22 protein-coding genes and 1 pseudogene are annotated in these 21,537 nt (G+C 70.2%); 17 read left to right on the forward strand and 6 right to left on the reverse strand.

What is annotated here, in order from left to right; translation table 11 throughout:
- The first annotated feature begins 106 nt into the window (after positions 1-106).
- From hppD to nthA, 4 genes are all read left to right on the forward strand, one after another.
- Positions 107-1,252 carry a 4-hydroxyphenylpyruvate dioxygenase gene (hppD, locus tag OOK40_RS01930; RefSeq protein WP_266476001.1) on the forward strand — a complete coding sequence of 382 codons (1,146 nt, stop codon included), beginning with the start codon at positions 107-109 and terminating at the stop codon, positions 1,250-1,252.
- A 238-nt stretch (positions 1,253-1,490) separates the two neighbouring features.
- A complete protein-coding gene (locus OOK40_RS35190) occupies positions 1,491-1,772 on the forward strand; it encodes a hypothetical protein (protein WP_323136019.1) in 282 nt (93 codons plus the stop codon).
- Positions 1,765-2,055, forward strand: a complete 291-nt coding sequence (locus OOK40_RS35195; protein ID WP_323136020.1) for an SH3-like domain-containing protein — start codon at positions 1,765-1,767, stop codon at positions 2,053-2,055. Before OOK40_RS35190 ends, OOK40_RS35195 begins: the two co-directional genes overlap by 8 nt.
- Positions 2,052-2,639 (forward strand): nitrile hydratase subunit alpha, encoded by a 588-nt coding sequence (nthA, locus tag OOK40_RS01940; RefSeq protein ID WP_266476002.1) that lies wholly within the window; start codon positions 2,052-2,054, stop codon positions 2,637-2,639. The genes OOK40_RS35195 and nthA overlap by 4 nt, the downstream gene beginning before the upstream one ends.
- A gap of 21 nt (positions 2,640-2,660) precedes the next feature.
- On the opposite strand, the gene OOK40_RS01945 is transcribed toward nthA, so the two are convergent.
- Positions 2,661-4,262: a lipopolysaccharide assembly protein LapB gene (locus OOK40_RS01945; RefSeq protein WP_266476004.1), complete on the reverse strand. Its 1,602-nt coding sequence runs from the start codon at positions 4,260-4,262 to the stop codon at positions 2,661-2,663.
- Positions 4,263-4,370: 108 nt separating this feature from the next.
- Between OOK40_RS01945 and OOK40_RS01950 the strand changes: the two genes are divergently transcribed.
- Positions 4,371-5,738 carry an FAD-binding oxidoreductase gene (locus OOK40_RS01950; protein WP_266476005.1) on the forward strand — a complete coding sequence of 456 codons (1,368 nt, stop codon included), beginning with the start codon at positions 4,371-4,373 and terminating at the stop codon, positions 5,736-5,738.
- A gap of 96 nt (positions 5,739-5,834) precedes the next feature.
- Complete coding sequence (locus OOK40_RS01955) at positions 5,835-6,215, forward strand: VOC family protein (RefSeq protein ID WP_266476006.1); 381 nt, start codon at positions 5,835-5,837, stop codon at positions 6,213-6,215.
- Here OOK40_RS01955 and OOK40_RS01960 read toward each other — a convergent pair.
- Positions 6,212-6,688: an SsgA family sporulation/cell division regulator gene (locus tag OOK40_RS01960; RefSeq protein ID WP_266476007.1), complete on the reverse strand. Its 477-nt coding sequence runs from the start codon at positions 6,686-6,688 to the stop codon at positions 6,212-6,214. The two genes, OOK40_RS01955 and OOK40_RS01960, sit on opposite strands and share 4 nt — an antisense overlap.
- 220 nt (positions 6,689-6,908) lie before the next feature.
- On the opposite strand from OOK40_RS01960, the gene OOK40_RS01965 reads away from it, so the two are divergent.
- Entirely contained in the window at positions 6,909-8,456 is a 1,548-nt protein-coding gene (locus OOK40_RS01965) for an RDD family protein (protein ID WP_266476008.1), read from the forward strand.
- A gap of 75 nt (positions 8,457-8,531) precedes the next feature.
- The gene (locus OOK40_RS01970) at positions 8,532-9,230 is read left to right on the forward strand and encodes an RDD family protein (RefSeq protein WP_266476009.1); all 699 of its coding nucleotides are present in this window, start codon (positions 8,532-8,534) and stop codon (positions 9,228-9,230) included.
- Here OOK40_RS01970 and OOK40_RS01975 read toward each other — a convergent pair.
- The gene (locus OOK40_RS01975) at positions 9,216-9,557 is read right to left on the reverse strand and encodes a hypothetical protein (RefSeq protein WP_266476010.1); all 342 of its coding nucleotides are present in this window, start codon (positions 9,555-9,557) and stop codon (positions 9,216-9,218) included. The genes OOK40_RS01970 and OOK40_RS01975 overlap by 15 nt on opposite strands.
- Positions 9,558-9,927: 370 nt before the next feature.
- On the opposite strand from OOK40_RS01975, the gene OOK40_RS01980 reads away from it, so the two are divergent.
- Together OOK40_RS01980 and OOK40_RS01985 are read left to right on the forward strand one after the other, a co-directional pair.
- Entirely contained in the window at positions 9,928-12,345 is a 2,418-nt protein-coding gene (locus tag OOK40_RS01980) for an immune inhibitor A domain-containing protein (protein ID WP_266476011.1), read from the forward strand.
- A 124-nt stretch (positions 12,346-12,469) separates the two neighbouring features.
- Positions 12,470-12,769 (forward strand): annotated as a pseudogene (locus OOK40_RS01985) (hypothetical protein); the annotation flags it as partial.
- 425 nt (positions 12,770-13,194) lie between these two features.
- Here OOK40_RS01985 and OOK40_RS01990 read toward each other — a convergent pair.
- The gene (locus tag OOK40_RS01990; protein ID WP_266476012.1) at positions 13,195-13,779 is read right to left on the reverse strand and encodes an isochorismatase family protein; all 585 of its coding nucleotides are present in this window, start codon (positions 13,777-13,779) and stop codon (positions 13,195-13,197) included.
- 96 nt (positions 13,780-13,875) lie between these two features.
- Complete coding sequence (locus tag OOK40_RS01995; RefSeq protein WP_266476013.1) at positions 13,876-15,204, reverse strand: nicotinate phosphoribosyltransferase; 1,329 nt, start codon at positions 15,202-15,204, stop codon at positions 13,876-13,878.
- Positions 15,205-15,284: 80 nt separating this feature from the next.
- Here OOK40_RS01995 and clpS point away from each other — a divergent pair, with 80 nt between their 5' ends.
- The 7 genes from clpS to OOK40_RS02025 all read left to right on the forward strand — a co-directional run bounded on the left by clpS (position 15,285) and on the right by OOK40_RS02025 (position 20,043).
- Positions 15,285-15,599, forward strand: a complete 315-nt coding sequence (gene clpS, locus OOK40_RS02000; RefSeq protein ID WP_266476014.1) for an ATP-dependent Clp protease adapter ClpS — start codon at positions 15,285-15,287, stop codon at positions 15,597-15,599.
- Positions 15,599-16,192 (forward strand): DUF2017 domain-containing protein, encoded by a 594-nt coding sequence (locus OOK40_RS02005; RefSeq protein ID WP_266476015.1) that lies wholly within the window; start codon positions 15,599-15,601, stop codon positions 16,190-16,192. The genes clpS and OOK40_RS02005 overlap by 1 nt, the downstream gene beginning before the upstream one ends.
- Before the next feature lie 322 nt (positions 16,193-16,514).
- A complete protein-coding gene (locus OOK40_RS02010) occupies positions 16,515-17,945 on the forward strand; it encodes an amino acid permease (protein WP_266476016.1) in 1,431 nt (476 codons plus the stop codon).
- 90 nt (positions 17,946-18,035) lie between these two features.
- On the forward strand, positions 18,036-18,458 hold the full coding sequence (locus OOK40_RS02015) for a M67 family metallopeptidase (RefSeq protein ID WP_266476018.1): 423 nt from the start codon (positions 18,036-18,038) through the stop codon (positions 18,456-18,458).
- A gap of 98 nt (positions 18,459-18,556) precedes the next feature.
- A complete protein-coding gene (locus OOK40_RS35200; RefSeq protein ID WP_323136021.1) occupies positions 18,557-18,673 on the forward strand; it encodes a putative leader peptide in 117 nt (38 codons plus the stop codon).
- 87 nt (positions 18,674-18,760) lie between these two features.
- Positions 18,761-19,093, forward strand: a complete 333-nt coding sequence (locus OOK40_RS02020) for a MoaD/ThiS family protein (RefSeq protein ID WP_266476020.1) — start codon at positions 18,761-18,763, stop codon at positions 19,091-19,093.
- Positions 19,093-20,043 carry a PLP-dependent cysteine synthase family protein gene (locus OOK40_RS02025; protein ID WP_266476022.1) on the forward strand — a complete coding sequence of 317 codons (951 nt, stop codon included), beginning with the start codon at positions 19,093-19,095 and terminating at the stop codon, positions 20,041-20,043. Before OOK40_RS02020 ends, OOK40_RS02025 begins: the two co-directional genes overlap by 1 nt.
- A 984-nt stretch (positions 20,044-21,027) precedes the next feature.
- Here OOK40_RS02025 and OOK40_RS02030 read toward each other — a convergent pair.
- Positions 21,028-21,492 carry a type II toxin-antitoxin system PemK/MazF family toxin gene (locus OOK40_RS02030; protein WP_266476024.1) on the reverse strand — a complete coding sequence of 155 codons (465 nt, stop codon included), beginning with the start codon at positions 21,490-21,492 and terminating at the stop codon, positions 21,028-21,030.
- Positions 21,493-21,537 lie beyond the last annotated feature (45 nt).

The following is a 21,537-nucleotide window of genomic DNA, read 5'->3' on the forward strand; positions in this document are numbered from 1 at the left end:
GTCATCCTGTACAGATAGCCCCTCCATCCTCCTCCTGCGCTATGCAGATTGCCCAGAGGAAACACGAACTATTGCGCACCTTGTGGATCGGGTGGAGCCTGCCGTTATGACTGAGACCATCGATCACAACCCGAACACCGCGCGTGAGGCCGACCCCTTCCCGGTGAAGGGAATGGACGCGGTCGTCTTCGCCGTAGGCAATGCCAAGCAGGCCGCGCACTACTACTCCACGGCCTTCGGCATGAAGCTCGTCGCGTACTCCGGACCGGAGAACGGCAGCCGCGAGACGGCGAGTTACGTCCTGGCGAACGGTGGCGCCCGTTTCGTCTTCACCTCCGTCATCAAGCAGTCCACCGACTGGGGCGGCTTCCTCGCCGACCATGTGGCCGAGCACGGCGACGGCGTCGTCGACCTGGCCATCGAGGTGCCGGACGCGCGCGCCGCGTACGCATACGCGACCGAGCACGGCGCCCGCGGGATCACCGAGCCCTACGAGCTCAAGGACGAGCACGGCACCGTGGTCCTCGCCTCGATCGCCACGTACGGCAAGACCCGTCACACGCTGGTCGACCGCTCCGGCTACGACGGCCCCTACCTGCCGGGCTTCGTGGCCGCCGACCCGATCGTCGAGCCGCCCGCCAAGCGCACCTTCCAGGCGATCGACCACTGCGTCGGCAATGTCGAGCTCGGCAAGATGAACGAGTGGGTGGCCTTCTACAACAAGGTCATGGGCTTCACCAACATGAAGGAGTTCGTGGGCGACGACATCGCCACCGAGTACTCCGCCCTGATGTCGAAGGTCGTCGCCGACGGCACGCTGAAGGTGAAGTTCCCGATCAACGAGCCCGCGATCGCGAAGAAGAAGTCGCAGATCGACGAGTACCTGGAGTTCTACGGCGGGGCCGGCGTCCAGCACATCGCGCTCGCCACGAACGACATCGTCGCGACCGTACGGTCCATGCGGGCGGCGGGAGTCAAGTTCCTGGACACCCCCGACTCGTACTACGACACGCTCGGCGAGTGGGCGGGCGAGACGCGCGTGCCCGTCGAGACGCTGCGCGAGCTGAAGATCCTCGTCGACCGTGACGAGGACGGCTATCTGTTGCAGATCTTCACCAAGCCGGTCCAGGACCGGCCGACGGTCTTCTTCGAGATGATCGAGCGGCACGGGTCGATGGGCTTCGGCAAGGGCAACTTCAAGGCGCTCTTCGAAGCGATCGAGCGCGAGCAGGAGAAGCGGGGCAACCTCTGACCGGGGCTCCGCCCGGGACCCCTTGCGGGGGCGCTGCCCCCGGACCCCCGCGCCTCAATCTCCCCCAGACTTCGCGCCGGGGGGACCCCCACGGGGCTGGATGTGCGGCAGGGGCCGCACATCCAGCCCGTCCGGCGTTTGAGGACATGCGGCCGGAGGTCGCATACGGGGGTCCAGGGGGCGAAGCCCCTTGGGAACGGGCCCCGCGCAGCGGCCCCGCACCGCCTACGCTGGACGCATGGCCAGGATGAATGACGTCGGCGGCATGCAGGGCTTCGGGCCCATCGACACCACCGACGACACCGAGCCCTTCCACGCCGACTGGGAAGCCAGGGTCTTCGCCCTGAACCGCGCCCTCATCGCCGGCAAGGTCTTCAACCTCGACGAGTTCCGCGACGCGATCGAGTCCATGCCGCCCGCCGAGTACCTCGCGGCCTCGTACTACGAGCGCTGGTTCCACGCCATCGTCAGCCTCCTGGAGCGCAAGGGCGTCATCGCGGCGGGTGAGCTCGATGACTGACGCCACCACCGACCGCTTCACGCCGGGCGCCGTGGTGCGGACCGCCCACCACGACCCGCCGCACCACACGCGGTTGCCCCGGTACGCCCGCGGCAAGCACGGCACCGTCGTCGAGCCCGAGGGCCGCACGCCGCTTCCCGACATCCGTTCCCAGGGGCGCGACGACGCCCCCGTCGAGCAGGTCTACGCCGTGCGCTTCGCGGCCCGCGATCTGTGGGGCGACGGCGACCACCATGTCGTACTCGATCTGTCCGAGAGCTACTTGGAGGACGACCAGCCGTGACCGGAACCCACGCGGACGCCCTGATCTCCCGCCGCGTACGCCGTCTCGAAACGCTCCTGGAAGAGCGCGGCATCGTCGCGGGCGCGGGGCTCGACGAAGCCCTCGACGCCTTCCTGAGCAGCGCGTCCCCGGCGAACGGGGCCAAGGTGACGGCCCGGGCCTGGACCGACCCCGCCTTCCGCGCCCGTCTGCTCGCCGACGGGACCGCGGCCGTCGCCGAACTCGGCCTGACTGCCGGGGGAGTGCAGCCGCAGCGCCTGCGCGTCGTCGAGAACACCGAGCACACGCACAACGTCATCGTCTGCACGCTCTGCTCCTGCTACCCCATCCGGCTCCTCGGACCGTCCCCGAGCTGGTACAAGAGCGAGGCCTACCGCTCGCGCGTGGTGCGCGAACCGCGCGCGGTACTGGAGGAGTTCGGGCTGCATCTGCCCCCGGACGCGGAGATCACGGTGTGGGACTCGACCTCGGAGACCCGGTACATGGTGCTGCCGCGCCGCCCGGAGAACACCGAGTCGCTGACCGAGGCGGAACTGTCGGCGCTGGTGTCGCGCAACGCGCTGATCGGCACTGCGGCGATCTGACGAGGGCCGTACGGCGGCCGGTCACTCCACGGCACCGGTACTGGTGGGGGTAGGGGCCGTGGCACTGGCACTGGCACCGGCACCGGCCCGAGACCGTTCCGGCGTCGGCGAAAGCGTGGGCGCCGTCGACGGCGACGGCGACGGCGGCCCGACCTCCACCTCCGGCCCCACCTCCGTTTCCTGTCCCACCTCCGTCTCCGTTGCCGTCTCCGTCTCCGGCTCCGTCGGGGCCTCCCCCTCCGGGCCCGTCACGTCCTTCGGCCCGCCCGGCGGCGGCTCCCCGAGCGCTTCCAGGGCCTGCCGCGCCGCCGGGGCCAGCAGCGGCGAGAAGTACGGGTTGATCCGCAGCGCCTCGGCCAGATGCCTGCGGGCCGGGCCGTCCTGCTTGAGCGCGCGCTCGATCTCGCCTCGGTGGTAGGTGAACAGCGCGCTGCGCAGCCCCTGCTCCGACGCCCTCCTCGCGTACGGCAGCGCCTCCTCGGGCCTGCCCGCCCGGTACAGCGCCCAGCCCAGAGCGTCCGCGGTGTACACGTTCAGGTGGCCCCGCGCCCATTCGGCTTTCAGCCGGCGCACGGCCGCCTCCGGGTCGCCGTGGTCCGCCTCGAATTGGCCGAGTACGACCTCGTCGACCACGCCGTCCGCCCCGGCCCGCGCCACCTTCGTCCGCAGCTGCTCGTACTGCGTGGCCGCGTCCCCGTCGAGCCCCCGCGACTGGTACAACTCGCCCGCCGCCAGGGCGTATTCGGGCCGCTCGATCCGGGCCAGGGCCGCCTGATAGTCGCGGAAGGCCTCGGCCGTACGCCCCAGCGCGGCCAGCGCCCGCGCCCGCGACGCCAGCAACGGATCGTGGTCCGGGGCCAGCCGCAGCGCCGCGTCGTACTCCTTCAGCGCCTCCGCAGGCTCGCCCCACTCCCACGCCAGGTCGCCCAGCCGGTGCCGCGCGGCGGCCTTCTCCTGGGGCGCCTGGGCGCTGCCCACCGCGTCGTACGCCGCCGCCGCCGCGTCCTCGCGCCAGCCGCGTTCCCGGTAGACACCGGCCGCCCGGCTCAGCGTCTGGGCGCCCGGGTGCAGCTCCGTGAGCTTGTCCATCGCCTTGCTCATGGCCTTGTAGTCGCCGAGCCCGCTGTACGCGTCGATCAGCGCCGGATACGCCGTCCACTGCTGCGGCTGCTGCTCCATCGCGCTCTCGCCCAGCGTGCGGGCCCGGGCGTAGTCGTGCCGGGCATTGGCCAGCGCCGCGAGCCCCACCACCGCGTTCACATTGCCCTTCTCTCCCGGCAGCAGCTCCAGCGAGCGCCGCAGCGCGCTCTCCGCCTTCCGGTAGTACGCCGCCTCCGCCAGCCGGGAGCCCCGCTCCACATACGCCGACCCGAGCACCGCCCACGACTCCTCGTCCCGGGGGTGGGCCCGTACCCATTGCTCACGGTCCTCGATGAGCGCGGTCAGATCGACGAGCGCCGCGGGGGCGCCCGCGGCGCCCGCGGCCAGCGCCCGCTCGGCCGCTCCCGGCTCGCGCCGCGCACCCTCCTCGCCCCACCCCGGGGCGAGCGTGATCACCCCGAAGACCAGCGTCGCGCCGATCAGCGTGCTGATCGCGGCGTTCTTCACGAGTTCGCTCCTCATGGGGCTCACTGTGCGACAGCGCGCAGCCAATACGAAGAACGCGACCCGCCCTGCGAACCGGATCGCGGACGGGTTCACACCGATGGCCCCCGGTGCGAGGCTGGGTCCATGGACGATCTTCTCGACCGGCTGCGCTCCGGTCTGCCCGCCGAGGCCCTCATCACCGACCCCGACGTCACGGCCTCCTACGCGAACGACATGGCGAGCTTCTGCGAGGCGGGCAGCCCGGCCGTCGTCGTGCTGCCGCGCACCGTCGAGCAGGTCCAGCACGTCATGCGCACCGCGACCGCGCTGCGTGTCCCCGTCGTCCCGCAGGGTGCCCGTACCGGCCTGTCGGGTGCCGCGAACGCCTCCGACGGCTGCATCGTGCTGTCCCTGACCAAGATGGACCGGATCCTGGAGATCAGCCCGGTCGACCGGATCGCCGTCGTCGAGCCGGGTGTCGTCAACGCCGTCCTGTCCCGGGCGGTGAACGAGCACGGCCTTTACTACCCGCCGGACCCCTCCAGCTGGGAGACGTGCACCATCGGCGGGAACATCGGCACCGCCTCGGGCGGCCTGTGCTGCGTCAAGTACGGAGTGACCGCGGAGTACGTACTGGGCCTGGAGGTCGTCCTCGCCGACGGGCGGCTGCTCAGCACCGGCCGCCGTACCGCCAAGGGCGTGGCCGGATACGACCTGACCAGGCTGTTCGTCGGCTCAGAAGGCAGCCTCGGCATCGTTGTCAAAGCAGTCCTCGCGCTGCGGCCGCAGCCGCCCGCGCAGCTGGTGCTCGCCGCCGAGTTCGACTCCGCGGCAGCCGCCTGCGAAGCCGTCTGCGCGATCATGGAGCGCGGCCACACCCCCTCGCTGCTCGAGCTCATGGACCGTACGACCGTCCGGGCCGTCAACGCCATGGCGAACATGGGCCTGCCCGACACCACCGAGGCGCTGCTGCTGGCCGCCTTCGACACCCCGGACCCGGCCGCCGACCTGGCCGCCGTCGGGGAGTTGTGCAGCGCCGCGGGCGCCACGCAGGTCGTCCCGGCCGACAGCGTCGCCGAGTCCGAACTCCTCCTTCAGGCACGGAGGTTGTCGCTCACCGCCCTGGAGACCGTCAAGTCGGCGACGATGATCGACGACGTCTGTGTGCCGCGCTCGCAGCTGGGCGCGATGATCGAGGGCACGGCCGCCATCGCCGACAAGTACGGCCTCACCATCGGCGTCTGCGCGCACGCGGGCGACGGCAACACCCATCCCGTCGTCTGCTTCGACCACGCCGATCCGGACGAGTCGCGGCGCGCCCGCGAGTCCTTCGACGAGATCATGGCGCTCGGCCTGGAACTGGGCGGCACCATCACCGGCGAACACGGCGTCGGCGTACTCAAGAAGGAGTGGCTGGCGCGCGAACTGGGCCCGGTGGGCGTGGAGATGCAGCGCGGCATCAAGCACACCTTCGACCCGCTGGGCATCCTCAATCCGGGCAAGATCTTCTGAGACTTCGGACGCAGGACCAATGCCCGATGGAACGGACACGGCTGTCCGCATAGCGTTGAGGAGAGCGACGAAGAAGAGTCCGACGAAGGAGGAGCCGTGCCGGCACGCCTCGACCACACCATCGTCCACAGCCGCGACCGCTTCGCAGGGGCCCGCTTTCTCGCCGAGCTCATCGGAGAGCCCGAACCCAAGCCCTTCGGCCCCTTCGCGAGCCTGCCGCTGGCGGGCGGCGTCACTCTCGACTATCTCGACGAACGGGACACGATCGTCCCCCAGCACCTCGCCTTCCTGGTCTCGGAGGAGGAGTTCGACGAGATCTTCGCCCGGATAACCGAGCGCGAACTCCCTTACTGGGCCGACCCGATGCACGACAGGCCCCAGCGGATCAACCACAACTTCGGAGGCCGTGGGGTCTACATCGACGACCCCGACGGTCACTCGCTCGAGTTCATCACCCACACCTACGTCATCGACTAGGCCTCGCCGTCCTGGGACTCCTCCGACCGCCGCCGGCCGTGCAGCCACAGATCGTCGGCCGGGGTGGGCGCGAGCAGCTCGGCGAGGCCGCCGTCTATTCCGAGCTGCTCGGACTCAGAGCCGGGAGGGACCACCCGCAGGGTCCGCTCCAGCCAGGCGGAGACCACGGCGGCGGAGGCCTCCAGGAGCGCGTCGCCGTCGGGGGAGCTGAGGGCCATCAGCACCACGCCGCGGCCGTCGACCTTGGTCGGCCAGATCCGGACGTCGCCCTCGCCGCTGGGCCTGAACACCCCCTCGACCAGCAGTTCACGGGCGAAGGTCCAGTTGACGGGGTTGTCGGAGCCGACGTGAAAGGTGATGTGCACGGCGTACGGATCGTCCGTGCGGTAGGTCAGGCGGGCCGGGACGGGGACGCTGAGTTCCGGCGACAGCACGAGGTTGAGCTCCAGATCGCGTTCCACCACGGTGTGCATAGCAGTGCTCTTCCCTTCCTGTACGAGGCCTTGTTGGCGGGCCTCGCAAGGAGAGAGCACGTACCCGGGCTGCTATGACGCGACTTTCGGGAACAACTTTCTCTGACCGCAAAGTGACCGGAAAGTGGTCCATACGGCAGGACCGGCCCGGGCGCGGGCGAGGGTCTGATAGATGTGGACCCTTGAATTGAGGCTCTCGAGGAGATACGGGACCACGGTGATGAGCGCCCCAACCCCGGCCACCGGCGACGGCAGCCCCACGCCCGGCTACTACCCCGATCCGTCCATCCCCGGATATGTCCGGTACTGGAACGGAGCGGCGTGGGTGCCCGGTACGAGCCGGCCCGCGCCGAAAACGGGCGAGGCGATGCCCACGGCCCCCGGCCCGGCTTCGTCCGGCGAACCCCCGGCGCCCCAGGCACACGCCCCCGCACCGGCCCGGCTGGAGGAGACCGGTCCGGTCTTCTTCGACGAGGAGCCGAACGACGAACCCTCGCGACCGGAGCCGGCCACCGCGTGGCAGGCCGACACGGCACGCCAGACCGGCTTCGGCGGCGACCGCGACAACCGGGTCTCCTGGGGCGGCGCCCCCGGCAGCCCCGGCGCCCCCGGCACCCAGGACCCGCGCACTGCGGCCGACCCGGGCACGTCCGGCGCCACCGGTGCGTCCGCCGACCCGCGACGTCCCGCCGCCTCGGGGGCTTCGGCCGATCCGTCGGGCGGCGCTCTGCCCGGCGTACGCTCCCTCGGCCCGGCATCCGGCGGTGAACCTCCCAGCGACGGCACCGTCGCGATGCGTGCGCTGCGGGCCGGTCAGGGTTCCCCCGCCGGTGCGAATCCGGCCGCTGCGGACCCGGGTGATTCCGCCCGCCGCCAGCAGGGGCCGCAGCCGCAGGCCGACGGCACGGTCACCATCCGCGCCCTGCGAGCAGGCGGCAACCAGGCCGCCTCAGAGGCCGAAGGGCTGTCCGTGCGGTCCATGACCCCGGGCGCGGCATCGGCCCCGACCGCGCCCGCCCAGCCCCAGCCGCAGACTCCGGCCCAGCGCATGCCGCAGCCTCAGGCGCCGGCCCAGCCGCAACAGCCTCAGACCGCCCAGCCGCAGGTGCCCGCGCAGAGTCAGCCGCCCGTGACCAACGGACCCGGCGGCGGCTCGGCCTCCTGGGCGCAGCAGGTCCATCAGCTCGCCAGGGCGGGCGACGGCGCCGGGGAGGCCGAGCAGCCGGTCGTGCCGTGGAAGCCGCCGGTCAACGACCCCTTCCTGCAGGCGGCCCAGGCTCAGGCCGCGGCCCGTCCCGCGGGGCTCGGCAGGCGATTTGCCGCCCGGCTGATCGACACCCTGCTGCTCCTCGCGCTGGTGGGTGCGGTCTCCGCACCCTTCGTGTCCCAGGCGCGCACTCATATCGACGAGAAGATCGAGGCGGCCAAGCAGTCGGGCGAGACGGTCACCGTCTGGCTCGTCGACGGCACCGTCGCGGGGCGGCTCGGCATCGTCCTCGGCGCGCTGCTGGTTCTCGGTGTGCTGTACGAGGCGCTGCCGACGGCCAGGTGGGGCCGCACCCTCGGCAAGAAGCTGTGCGGCATCAGGGTCTGGGACATCGAGTCCCACGAGCCGCCGTCCTTCGGGGCCGCGCTGCGCCGCTGGCTGGTCTACGGCGTACTCGGGGTGATCGCCGTCGGAGTGCTCAATGTGCTGTGGTGTCTGTTCGACCGTCCGTGGCGGCAGTGCTGGCACGACAAGGCGGCCCACACCTTTGTGACTGGCTGACAGCTTTCCGACGAGGTTCCCCCGAACGGCGCGCGAGCCGTTGCGGGGGCACTCGCGGCGCGGTGCACTGCCCCCATGAGCAACGACCAGCCGCCGCCCGATCAGCCGCCCGAGGACGACCCGTTCCGCAAAAAGCCGCCGGAGACACCGCCGCCCTCGGCGGGTGGTCCTCAGGAGCCCCCGCCTCCGCAGGGACCGCCGCCGGGCTCTCCGTACGACGGAGGCCGCGGCCAGCCCCCTCCCTACGATCCGGGCGCCTACGGCGGGGCGTACGGCGGAGCGGACCCGCTCGCCGGGATGCCGCCGCTCGCGGACTTCGGCAAGCGGTTCGTCGCCCGGGTCATCGACACGCTGATCATCTTCGTACCGCTGCTGGTGCTCTCGCTGGTCTTCGGCGGCTGGGACTTCTCGACCGACAACAGCAACGGCTGGGACGAGTTCACCGACGAGATGAATTCCGGCAGACAGTGGCTCTGGTCGTTGATCTCCCTGGTGGCGTACGTCGGTTACGACACGGTGATGACCAGCAGGAGGAACGGGCAGACCATCGGCAAGTCCGTGATGAACATCCGTGTGGCGATGCTCAACGACGGAAGCGTGCCCGACGCGGCCTCTTCGCTGATGCGCGCCGTCGTGCTCTGGGTGCCGGCGCTGGTCTGCTGCTTCTGTCTCTGGTGGATCGTCATCATCCTGACGATCCTGACCGACAAGCCGTACAAACAGGGTCTGCACGACAAGGCGGGAAAGACAGTGGTCGTGTCAGCGGCGCAGTGAGTGCTCGCCGACCCTTGCCTCGGCCCCCACGCGCGCGCGGGGCACGGGCACCCGGGTGGTGAGACCGTCGGCGGAGGCGGCCGACGCGGTGGTGCCGGAGGCGGCGGCACGGTTCGTACGGACCGTGTGGACCGCCTTCACCCTCCTCGCTCCTGCCCTGCCCATCGGCAGGGCGCAGGCGACCAGAAGGCCGAGCGCCATCGAGCCGACGCCTATGGCGGCGACGCCCATGACCGCGCTGGGTCGGGTGAGCAGCAGCAAGGCGAGGGTCGAGAAGACGACGGTGGCCGAACCGTAGGCAAGCTGTGCGGCAGTCGGACGCGGCATGACAGTATCCGTCCTCGGGACATGGTCAGGGGGTGTCTCTCAACGCGGTCGCACTGTCAAGTGACTCTACGACGGTGGATGCCCGGGAGGAACCAGCGGTAAGCGTGACCTAACCCACGGTGCCGGTGCATCGGGGGCGCACGGAGTCATCGACCGGCCAAGTGTTCAATCCTATGCGCCTGTTGTCCCATATGCCGGACGTCCGGATACCGGAACTGCGCTCCTGCATAGTGCAGTTGGCCTGTGCAAGTCAAGGTCTGTCTTTTCTCCCGCAACTCCGGTCGAATGTCGTCACTTGTGACGCGACACCGCGCGCGGACGACCCCACATCCGGTCCGCTGCGACGGGGCGCGGGGGAGGACAACATCAAGTGACCATCAAGCGACGGACGATCAGAGCGTCCGCGGTGCTCGTGGCTCTGGCCGCGACTGCCGCGTCGGCCTCGGCGTTCAGTAGCGCCCAGGCCGACGACAAGCGGCCGTCGGGTCCTGCGGGGATCGAGCGCCATGACCCGGCGCCGCGCCAGGGCCAGATCGAGCACGACCTCGAGGGTCCGTTCAGCAAGCAGCAGGACCAGCAGCGCGAAGCCGCTCTGGAGCAGGTCATATCCGGCGACGCGACCGTGCAGCAGCGCGGCGGGTCCAAGGTCGTGAAGCTCGGCGACAAGAAGTACGTCGAGCTCGGCCGGGAGCGGACGGACAAGATCTTCACGATCCTGGTGGAGTTCGGCGACAAGGTCGACGACACCACGATGTTCGACCCGGACGGCCCGGACGGGCCCAAGCCCCCCGTCAAGAAGTACGGCGGCACTCCGGGCCCGCTGCACAACAAGATCGCCAAGCCGGACCGCAAGGTCGACAACTCCACGGCCTGGCAGGCGGACTACAACCAGCAGCACTTCCAGGACCTGTACTTCGGCACCGGCAAGGACAAGAACGGGCAGCCGAAGCACTCCCTGAAGACCTACTACGAGAAGACCTCTTCGGGCCGTTACTCGGTCGACGGCGAGGTCGCCGACTGGGTCAAGGTCGACTACAACGAGGGTCGTTACGGCTCCAACTACTGCGGCCAGACCAACTGCTCCAACGTCTGGGACACGGTCAAGGACGGCGTCACCGCCTGGGCCGCGGACCAGAAGGCCAAGGGCCGTACGGACGAGCAGATCAAGGCGGACCTGTCCAAGTACGACCTCTGGGACCGCTACGACTTCGACGGCGACGGCAACTTCAACGAGCCCGACGGCTACATCGACCACTTCCAGATCGTCCACGCGGGCGAGGACGAGTCGGCGGGCGGCGGCGCCGAGGGCACCAACGCCCTGTGGGCGCACCGCTGGTACGCGTACGGCACCGACGCCGGCAAGACCGGCCCGGCGGACAACAAGGCCGGCGGCACCCAGATCGGCACGTCCGGCATCTGGGTCGGCGACTACACCATGCAGCCCGAGAACGGCGGCCTCGGTGTCTTCGCCCACGAGTACGGTCACGACCTCGGTCTGCCCGACCACTACGACACCTCGGGCGGCGGCGAGAACTCCACCGGCTTCTGGACGCTGATGTCCGGTGGTTCCTGGCTCGGTACCGGCAAGGACTCCATCGGCGACCTGCCGGGCGACATGAACGCCTGGGACAAGCTGCAGCTGGGCTGGCTCAACTACGCCAAGGCCAAGGCGGCGACGAAGTCCACCCACACGCTGGGTGTGGCGGAGTACAACACCAAGAAGCCGCAGGCGCTTGTCGTCGAGCTTCCGAAGAAGGCCGTCACCACGACTGTCGTGAAGCCCGCCGAGGGCTCCAAGCAGTGGTGGAGCGACATGGGTGACAACCTCAAGAACACCCTCACCCGCTCGGTCGACCTCACCGGCAAGTCCAAGGCGTCCCTGGAGCTCTCGGGCTGGTGGGACATCGAGGCCGACTACGACTACCTCTACGCCGAGGTGTCGACGGACGGCGGCGCCAACTGGACGCCGGTGGACGGCACGGCCGACGGCAAGCCGATCACCCGCGACTCGTCCGACAAGCCGGCGCTGACCGGTGCTTCGGGCGCGTACAAGAAGCTGGCGTACTCGCTGGACGCCTACGCGGGCAAGAAGTTCGACGTCCGCTTCCGCTACCAGACCGACGGCGGCGCGGGCGGCAAGGGCTTCGCGGCCGACGCGCTGAGCGTGGTGGCGGACGGCACGCCGCTGTTCACCGACAACGCCGAGGGTGACGACGCGGGCTGGACCGCGAAGGGCTTCTCGCGCATCGGTGAGTCCTTCACCAAGGAGTACGAGCAGTACTACCTGGCCGAGAACCGTCAGTACGTGTCGTACGACAAGACCCTCAAGGTCGGTCCGTACAACTTCGGTTTCAAGGCGCCGAAGGATGCCTGGGTCGAGCACTACCCGTACCAGAACGGCCTGATGATCTGGTACTGGGACACCTCCCAGAAGGACAACAACACCAGCCAGCACCCGGGCCAGGGTCTGGTCCTCCCGGTGGACGCGCACCCGAAGGCCATGAAGTGGGCGGACGGCACGCTGATGCGGAACAAGATCCAGTCGTTCGACTCGCCCTTCAGCCTGTGGCCGACCGACGGCTTCACGCTGCACAAGGCGGACGTCGCGCTGAGGGTCAAGCCGCAGGCCGGCAACCCGGTCTTCGACGACCGCAAGGGTGTCTACTGGTTCGCCGAGAACCCGACGGCGGGTGTCAAGGTCACTGACACGAACACCAAGATCTCCGTCCTGCGCGAGCCGCTGAACGGCCAGACGATCACGGTCAGGGTTGGTCCTTCGACCCGGTAATTTCGTGTAGCCACAGGTCAGAGCATGATCGGCCGTCGCCCTCTAGCGGGCGACGGCCGATCGTGTTTAGGTGCGTCCTACGAGGTTCCTATTGACACGGCATCTAACGGGGGAGTGGTCCAGCGTGCCCGGCGGAGGTTTCAGCAAGCTGCCGAACGGCAGTGTGGTGGTCGCGCTCAGCCTGCCCAGTCCGGCGGGCGACGGCAGCACGGTCCGCTTTCTCGTCCACGCGGTGAACCGCGCCAGGGCGCTGACACGGCTGCGGAATCTGGGCCTGCGGGCGGTGTACCTGCGGGGCAACGCGGAACCGCCGACGCCGGACGAGATCACGGCGGTGCTGCACCACCCGGAGGGCCTGCTGTGGCGGACGACGCCGGCCGACCACAAGGAGCTGTGGCACCCGATACGGGCGCTGCTGAGGCCGAGGAGCTGGGGTGCTGCTCCGGAGGCCCCGAAAGCCCCTGATCTTGCGCCCCAGGCGCCACCGAGGCTGACGCTGCCCCAGCCCGACCCGGTGCGCCGCCCCGAACCCCGCGCGCCCATCGCGGGCAGCGCGTGAGGCCCTTCCGGCGCGGCTGAGGGGGCGGGGTGCGCCTGCGGCGGGGCTGTTCCCCTACCCGCCCCTTCCCGTAACTGGGGCAAGCCCCAGACCCCTGCGCCCGCTTCGCGGCGCGAACGGGGGCTCCGCCCCCAAGCCCCCATACGCCGGACGGGCTGGATGTGCGGCTCGGCCGTACATCCAGCCCCGCCGGCGATTGAGGCGCGGGGGTTCGGGGGCGGAGCCCCCGCACGGGGTCTGGGGCGGAGCCCCAGTTACGGGAAGGGGCGGGGTGGGGAACAACCCCCCGGTCACACCACCGGCTTGCCGGACAGCTCCACCCCCGCCGCCCGCAACTCCTCCAGCGCCGTCTCCGTCGTCGCCTCCGCGACCCCCGCCGTCAGGTCCAGCAGCACATGCGTCGTGAAGCCCTCCCGGACCGCGTCCAGCGCCGTCGCCCGTACGCAGTGGTCCGTCGCGATGCCGACCACGTCGACCTCGCTGACCTCCCGCGCCCGCAGCCACTGCGCCAGCGTCGTGCCGTTCTCGTCCGTGCCCTCGAAGCCGCTGTACGCCGCCGCGTACGCCCCCTTGTCGAAGACCGTGTCGATCGCGCCGGAGGCGACCGCCGGAGCGAAGTTCGGGTGGAAGCCGACCCCTTCCGTGCCGGCGACGCAGTGGGGCGGCCAGGTGCGCACGTAGTCCGGGTGGTCGGAGAAGTGGTCGCCCGGCTCGATGTGGTGGTCGCGGGTGGCCACGACATGGCGGTAGCCCGGCTGGGCCTGACCGACCAGATCAGTGATCGCGGCAGCGACATCGGCACCCCCTGCCACCGCGAGGCTGCCGCCCTCGCAGAAGTCGTTCTGAACGTCCACGACGATCAAGGCGCGGTGCATGACGGGTGTCCTTCGATGGGGTGGGGCGGGGAAGGTACGGGAAGTTACTGAGCCTAGAGACTCGGTCGGCCCGGCGGGAGGGGGCTCACACGGTGTTCAGACGTACTCCGTGGGAAGGACCGGTTCCCCCCTGGACAGCTGCATCGCGGACAACGGCAGCCCCGCCCGTACCGCGATGTGCCGCTCACGTGCCGCGTCCAGCGGCTCGCGGGCCACGATGGCGCCCCCCTTGACCAGCTCGACCAGCAGCTGCTGGTCCATGAGCTCGGACGGCACCTCGCCGGTGCCGATCACCTCGGCCTCGGCGACCCCTTCCGTGTCGAGGCGCCGCGCCGCCCATTTGCGGCCGCCGATGGACAGCTTGCCGCCGAGCGACTTCTTCGCCACCGGCTCCAGCGGCGCCTTCGCATCGGCCGAATGGGCACGGGCGACGAGCTTGTAGACCATCGAGCAGGTGGGGTGCCCGCTGCCGGTGACCAGCTGTGTTCCCACGCCGTACGCGTCCACGGGCGCGGCGGCCAGTGAGGCGATGGCGTACTCGTCCAGGTCGGAGGTGACCACGATCTTGGTGTTGACGGCGCCGAGCTCGTCCAGCTGCGCCCGCACCCGGTGCGCGACCAGCAGCAGGTCCCCGGAGTCGATGCGTACGGCCCCGAGCTCGGGTCCCGCGATGTCCACGGCGGTGCGTACGGCCTCGGCCACGTCGTAGGTGTCGACCAGCAGCGTGGTGCCCCGGCCGAGTGAGGCGACCTGCGCCCGGAAGGCGTCGCGCTCACTGTCGTGCAGCAGCGTGAAGGCGTGCGCGCTGGTGCCGACCGTCGGAATGGCGTAGCGGAAGCCCGCCGCCAGGTCGGAGGTGGAGTTGAAGCCGCCGACGTAGGCGGCCCGGGACGATGCGACCGCGGCGAGCTCGTGCGTACGCCGTGCGCCCATCTCGATCAGCCTGCGCCCGCCCGCGGCCACCGACATCCTCGACGCCGCGGCCGCGATGGCCGAGTCGTGGTTGAGGATCGAGAGGATCACGGTCTCCAGCAGGACGCACTCGGCGAAGGAGCCCTCGACCCGCAGGATCGGCGAGCCCGGGAAGTAGACCTCGCCCTCCGGGTAGCCCCAGATGTCGCCGCCGAAGCGGTACGAGGCGAGCCACTGCAGCGTCGGCTCGTCGACGATCTGCTGTTCGCGCAGAAAGCGCAGCACGCCCGCGTCGAAGCGGAAGTTCTCGACGGCGTCGAGGACCCGTCCGGTGCCCGCGACGACGCCGTAGCGGCGGCCTTCGGGCAGTCGGCGGGTGAACACTTCGAAGACGGAGCGGCGGTCGGCCGTGCCCGCCTTGAGGGCCGCCTGAAGCATCGTGAGCTCGTACTGGTCGGTGAAGAGCGCTGTCGACGGCACGTCCACCGGCAGCCCAAGGTCCGCAGGGTTCATACGGCGGATGCTACCGCACATCTCGTCAGAGTGACGAGATGTGGGAGTCGTTTGTGCGATGAGCCCTCCCGGGTGGCAGCATGGACCAGGTGAGTGTTGCTCCCACAGAGATCGAACGCCCTGAGTCGGCGGAAGAGTCCTTCGTCGTACCCGAGCCCGACGTGCCGTGGGTGACGCTCGTGCACAACGACCCGGTGAACCTGATGAGCTACGTCACCTACGTCTTCCAGGCCTACTTCGGCTACTCCAAGGACAAGGCGCACAAGCTGATGCTCGACGTCCATCACAAGGGACGCGCCGTCGTCTCCAGCGGCAGCCGCGAGGAAATGGAGCGCGACGTGCAGGCCATGCACGGTTACGGCCTGTGGGCGACCCTCTCCCAGGACCGCGGCTGATGGCATCACACTTCGAGCCCATCCCCGGCGGTGGCGCCGCCGTCGCGCTCGACGAGGTCGAGATCTCCATCCTGCGCTCGCTGGCCGTACAGCTCCTCGAGCTGATCGGGCCCGGTGACGAGCCGGTCGAGGGCGAGGACCCGCTGGCCGCCCTCTTCGCCGAGGGACCGAGCGAGCCGCCCACGGACCCGGCGCTCGCCCGCCTCTTCCCGGAGGCGTACGCCGGACCCGACGCCGACGAGCAGGACGAGGAACTGCGCTCGCTCTCCGCGGAGTTCAGGCGTTTCACCGAGAACGATCTGCGGTCCCGCAAGCGCGACGACGCCCTCACGGTCGTGCGCACCCTCGACTCGCTGACCGCCGCCGGCGACGGCGGCGCCGTACTGAAACTGACGGCAGACGACTGTCAGCACTGGCTCGGCGCCCTCAACGACCTGCGCCTGACCATCGGCACCCGGCTCGACGTGAGCGACGAGGACGAGAACGGCGAGCTGTACCGGCTGCCCGACACCGACCCGCGCAAGCCGATGGTGATGGCGTATCTCTGGCTCGGCGCGCTCCAGGAGACGCTCGTCGAGACGTTGCTGCCCTGACGCTCCGAGGTCCCGCACCGTTCGCTCAACGGACACTCAAATCCGGATAACGATCACGTCACCGCATCGGCATACTTTGCCGCGGCGAGGGAATTATGTCCGCTTCTTTCTGTGGTGTGCGCCACAACGCCCGGGGCTGACCGCTGTTACAGCCGTGATAAATCTTCACGACCGCCCGAGGGACGCCACCCATGTCCCCGGGGGCGCTTGGGCCGGCAGACCGCCGGTAGCACTCCATCCACATCCGGGGGGATCACGACCTGGTCCGCAGTCGCGCGGCAGTCGCGGCGGGCGGATCAGCATGGAGAAAGGGCGCATCACCATGACCTCACTGCAGGTCGACAAGCACGATCGCAATGAGGCCGCGGGGTCCGCGGCGAGCACGGACGAGGGCTATCAGCGCGGACTGGGTGCTCGTCAGATCCAGATGATCGCGATCGGTGGGGCCATCGGCACCGGTCTCTTCCTCGGCGCGGGCAAAGCCATTTCCAAGGCCGGACCCAGCCTCATCCTGGCCTACGCCATCGCGGGCCTGGTCATCTTCTTCATCATGCGGGCGCTGGGCGAACTGCTCATGTACCGCCCGGTCTCGGGGTCCTTCTCCGAGTACGCGCGCGAATTCGTGGGCCCCTTCGCGGGCTTCGTGACCGGATGGACGTACTGGCTCTTCTGGGTCGTCACCGGCATCACCGAAGTCACCGCGGCCGCCACCTATATGACGTACTGGTGGAACATCCCCCAGTGGCTGTCCGCACTCGTCTTCACGATCATCCTGTACGGCGCGAACCTCATCTCCGTGAAGCTCTTCGGTGAGCTGGAGTTCTGGTTCTCGATGGTCAAGGTGACCGCCATCATCGGCATGATCCTGATCTGCGCCGGTGTGCTCACGCTCGGCTTCTCCGACGCCGGCGACACCGCGTCCGTGACCCACCTGTGGTCCGACGGCGGCTTCTTCCCCAAGGGCATCGGCGGCACGCTGATGACTCTGCAGATCGTGATGTTCGCCTTCCTCGCGGTCGAGTTGGTCGGTGTCACCGCCGGTGAGTCCAAGGACCCCGAGAAGACCCTCCCCAAGGCCATCAACACCGTGCCGTGGCGTATCGCCGTCTTCTACGTCGGCGCGCTGATCATGATCCTGTCGGTGGTCCCGTGGACCCACTTCCAGCCGGGCATCTCGCCCTTCGTCGCCGCCTTCGAGCAGATGGGCCTCGGCGTCGGAGCGGCGATCGTCAACTTCGTCGTCCTCACCGCGGCGCTCTCGTCCTGCAACTCCGGCATGTACTCCACCGGCCGCATGCTGCGCGACCTGGCGCTCAACGGACAGGGCCCCAAGGCCTTCACCAAGCTGACGAAGAGCGGCACGCCGCTGGCCGGCACCACCTTCTCCGCGGCACTGATGCTGGTCGGCGTCTGGATCAACTACCAGTGGCCGGGCGACGCGTTCAACTACGTCGTCTCCTTCGCGACCATCTCCGGCATGTGGGCCTGGATCATGATCCTGGTCTGCCAGATCCGCTACCGGGCCAAGGCGGACCGCGGCGAGGTGCCGCAGTCCACGTTCCGGGCGCCCGGCGCCCCGTACACCAGCTGGTTCGCGCTGCTGTTCATCTGCATGGTCATCGTGATGATGGGCATCGACAAGGACGCGCGGATCTCGCTGTACTGCGCACCGCTGTGGGGCCTGATCCTCGGCGTCTCCTACGTGGTGCTGCGCAGGCGCAACCCGCAGGGCGCGGCCTTCATCAAGCGCTGAAACCCCTGCGCGGCGTCCCTGGCGTCCAGCATTCGGGCGGGCTCGTACCAGTCTCCGGTACGAGCCCGCCCTCTGCTTATCCTGTCGCTCATGCTGACCATTACCGAGGCCCTGTACGACCAGATCGTCGCGCACGCCCGCGCCGACCACCCCGACGAGGCCTGCGGCGTGGTCGCGGGCCCCGAGGGCAGCGGCCGCCCCGAGCGCTTCATCCCCATGCTGAACGCCGCGCGCTCGCCCACCTTCTACGAGTTCGACTCGGCGGATCTGCTGAAGCTCTACCGGGAGCTGGACGACCGCGACGAAGAGCCGGTGATCATCTACCACTCGCACACCGCGACCGAGGCGTATCCCTCACGTACGGACATCAGCTACGCGAACGAGCCGGGCGCGCACTACGTCCTGGTCTCCACCGCCGACACCGACGGTGCGGGGCCGTTCCAGTTCCGCTCTTTCCGCATTGTGGACGGCGAGGTCACCGAGGAAGACATCAAGGTCGTCGAGGCGTACTGAGCCCGCGGAGCACGGGCCCTTCCGCATGCTGAGCGAAAATCGTCCAGCATGCGAGATCACATACCGGAACCCGGACCGGGAATCGATACGATGACCGCATGGTTCCCCATGACGTGAGCGACAGGACGCCGGGCACGCCGCTGCTCGTTGCGCGGCTGCACGTCGACCTGTGCCGCCTCGCAAGCGCGATGTGTACGGCCCGCGCTGCGCTCTGAGCGCGCATCCACCGCACCACCCCCTGCGCGGGGGGACAGAGCCGCGCGCCCCTTACGCACCCCGCACTCCCGACAGGAGCCCATGTCATGGCCATCGAGGTCCGCATCCCGACCATCCTCCGTACGTACACCGACGGCGCCAAGGCCGTCGAGGGCAGCGGTGACACGCTCGCCGACCTCTTCGCCGACCTCGAGACCCGGCACAACGGCATCCAGGAGCGCATCGTGGACGGCGACAAGCTGCGCCGCTTCGTGAACGTGTACCTGAACGACGAGGACGTCCGTTTCCTGGACGGCATCTCCACCAAGCTCGCCCACGGCGACAGCGTCACGATCCTTCCTGCGGTCGCCGGAGGATCTGCCGCGGCGAAGCCGCGTCCGGCTGGGGTGGCGGCCGGGCGACGGGTGGGAATGCGCTGATGCGGTACGACTCCCCGCTGGCAGCGGTCGGGAACACCCCGCTGGTCCGCCTGCCACGGCTGTCCCCCTCGGAGGAGGTCCGTATCTGGGCCAAGCTCGAGGACCGCAACCCGACCGGCTCGATCAAGGACCGCCCGGCGCTCCACATGATCGAGCAGGCGGAGAAGGACGGCCGCCTGACGCCGGGCTGCACGATCCTGGAGCCGACGTCGGGGAACACCGGTATCTCGCTCGCCATGGCGGCGAAGCTCAAGGGCTACCGCATGGTGTGCGTGATGCCGGAGAACACGTCCCAGGAGCGGCGCGACCTGCTCGCGATGTGGGGCGCGGAGATCATCTCGTCCCCGGCGGCGGGAGGGTCGAACACGGCGGTCCGCGTCGCGAAGGAACTGGCCGCGCAGAACCCCGCCTGGGTGATGCTCTACCAGTACGGCAACCCGCACAACGCGGGCGCGCACTACGCCACGACCGGCCCGGAGATCCTGGCCGACCTGCCCTCGGTCACCCACTTCGTGGCGGGCCTGGGCACGACGGGCACGCTGATGGGGGTCGGCCGCTTCCTGCGCGAGCACAAGCCCGACATCAAGATCGTCGCCGCGGAGCCGCGGTACGACGACCTGGTCTACGGCCTGCGCAACCTGGACGAGGGCTTCGTCCCCGAGCTGTATGACGCCTCGGTCCTCACGACCCGCTTCTCGGTGGGCTCGGCGGACGCGGTCACGCGCACGCGTGAACTCCTCCAGCAGGAGGGCATCTTCGCGGGCGTCTCGACGGGAGCGGCGTTGCACGCGGCGATCGGCGTCGGCAAGAAGGCGGTGGCGGCGGGCGAAGAGGCGGACATCGTGTTCGTGGTCGCGGACGGCGGCTGGAAGTACTTGTCGACGGGCGTCTACACGGCCCGGACGACGGAAGAGGCCATCGCGGCGGTGCAGGGCCAGCTCTGGGCGTAGCGGCTCCCGCCGCGCGGCTCCTGTGCCCTCGCCCGCAGGACTCCCGCGGTACGGCGGGGGCGCGCCCCGCGAGGCGATGCGCGGGCTCTCGGCACGGGCGTCATGCCGGGCCCGCTGCGCAGGCTTCTCGAAGCGAGCCGGGCGGCCGGCCGTCCCGAGCGCCCGTTGCGGAGGCGCCGCCGCGGCGCGGCCCGATGACGGGCCCGCGAGGCCGGGAGCCCCGACCGTTGTGCCGCGAAGCCGACGCCTCTCGACGCCCCCGGACCGCACGGCGGGCCCGCGGGCCACAGCCCCCTCGCGCCGCGAAGCGGCGTTCCTGCGGAGCCGCACCACAGTCCTCGTGATGCGAGCCAGTCTGGCTGTCCCGAGCGCCCCCGGGCCGCGCCTCGGCGCGGGCGGCAAGTCCGAGTCGGCGTCCCCCGGGTGTGGGACATCAGCCCGCTGTGACGAGTCCGAGCCACCGCACCGCGCCGCCGCGAGGCGGTGCGCGGGTCTTGGCGCGGGCGCCATGGCGTGCCCGCGTGCATGCGGGCGCGGATCCCTCGCGCCGCGAAGCGGGGCCGGGGCCCCGGCGCGGGCCGCAAGTCCGCGAAGCCTTCACGACCCGAGTCGTGCGTCGGGTCTCGCCCCGGCTGTCGCGCCGCGAAGCGGGCGCATCCCAGGGTGTGGGGCGTCAGCCCCACCGAAACCCACCCCCGGGTGCCCTGCGAACCCGCACTTCGCCGCGATGCGTCGCCAACACGCAGCACCCCGCCGCCGCGCGCAGCCGCAGCCCCCTCGCGCCGCGAACCGGCGTTCCAGCGGAGCCGCGACAAAAGTTCACGCGACGGCGAGTCGTGCGTCGGGTTCCCCCGGCTGTTGCGCCGCGAAGCGGGCGCATCCCCAAGGTGTGGGGCGTCAGCCCCACCGAAACCCCACCCCCCCCGGGGTCCGGGGGCTTGCCCCCGGTTCAGGGAAGGGGCGGGGTGGGGGAGAAAACCCCCCTCACACCGCCAAGTGGCGGACCTGGTCCCACACCGTCGGGTCCACCACCCCCACCCGTCTCCTGAACCCCCACACCCCCACGTCCCTCAGCTCACCCGTCTCCAGAAAGCTCGGCCTCCCCTGCGCGTCCCCCACCGTCCCCGGTGGCAGGCAGATCACGCCCGGCCTCTCGTCGTGGTACTTGCTCGTGATCTTCGCGACCAACGCCGTGTCGCCCCGTACCGAAAGCACCAGGCACGGCCTGTCCTTCGCCCGCGGGCGGTCCTCGTAGGGGACCTCCGCCCACCAGATTTCGCCCGGCTGCGGGCGCCGCTTAGGGGCGCGCCGTGGGCCGGCCGGGCGGCCCGGCGGGCGGGCCCGGCCGCCGGGGCGGCGGGTGTCCGAGCGCCCGCGCCCGTCCATCACCGCGGCGACCAGCGCGATCACCACCACGGCGAGCACCGCGAGCCACCACGACGTGTCCATACCCCAGACGCTACCGGCGCACAGCCGGACGCGCGCGCTCCGTCC

The organism is Streptomyces sp. NBC_01481, from assembly GCF_026339995.1.
Lineage (GTDB): Bacteria > Actinomycetota > Actinomycetes > Streptomycetales > Streptomycetaceae > Streptomyces.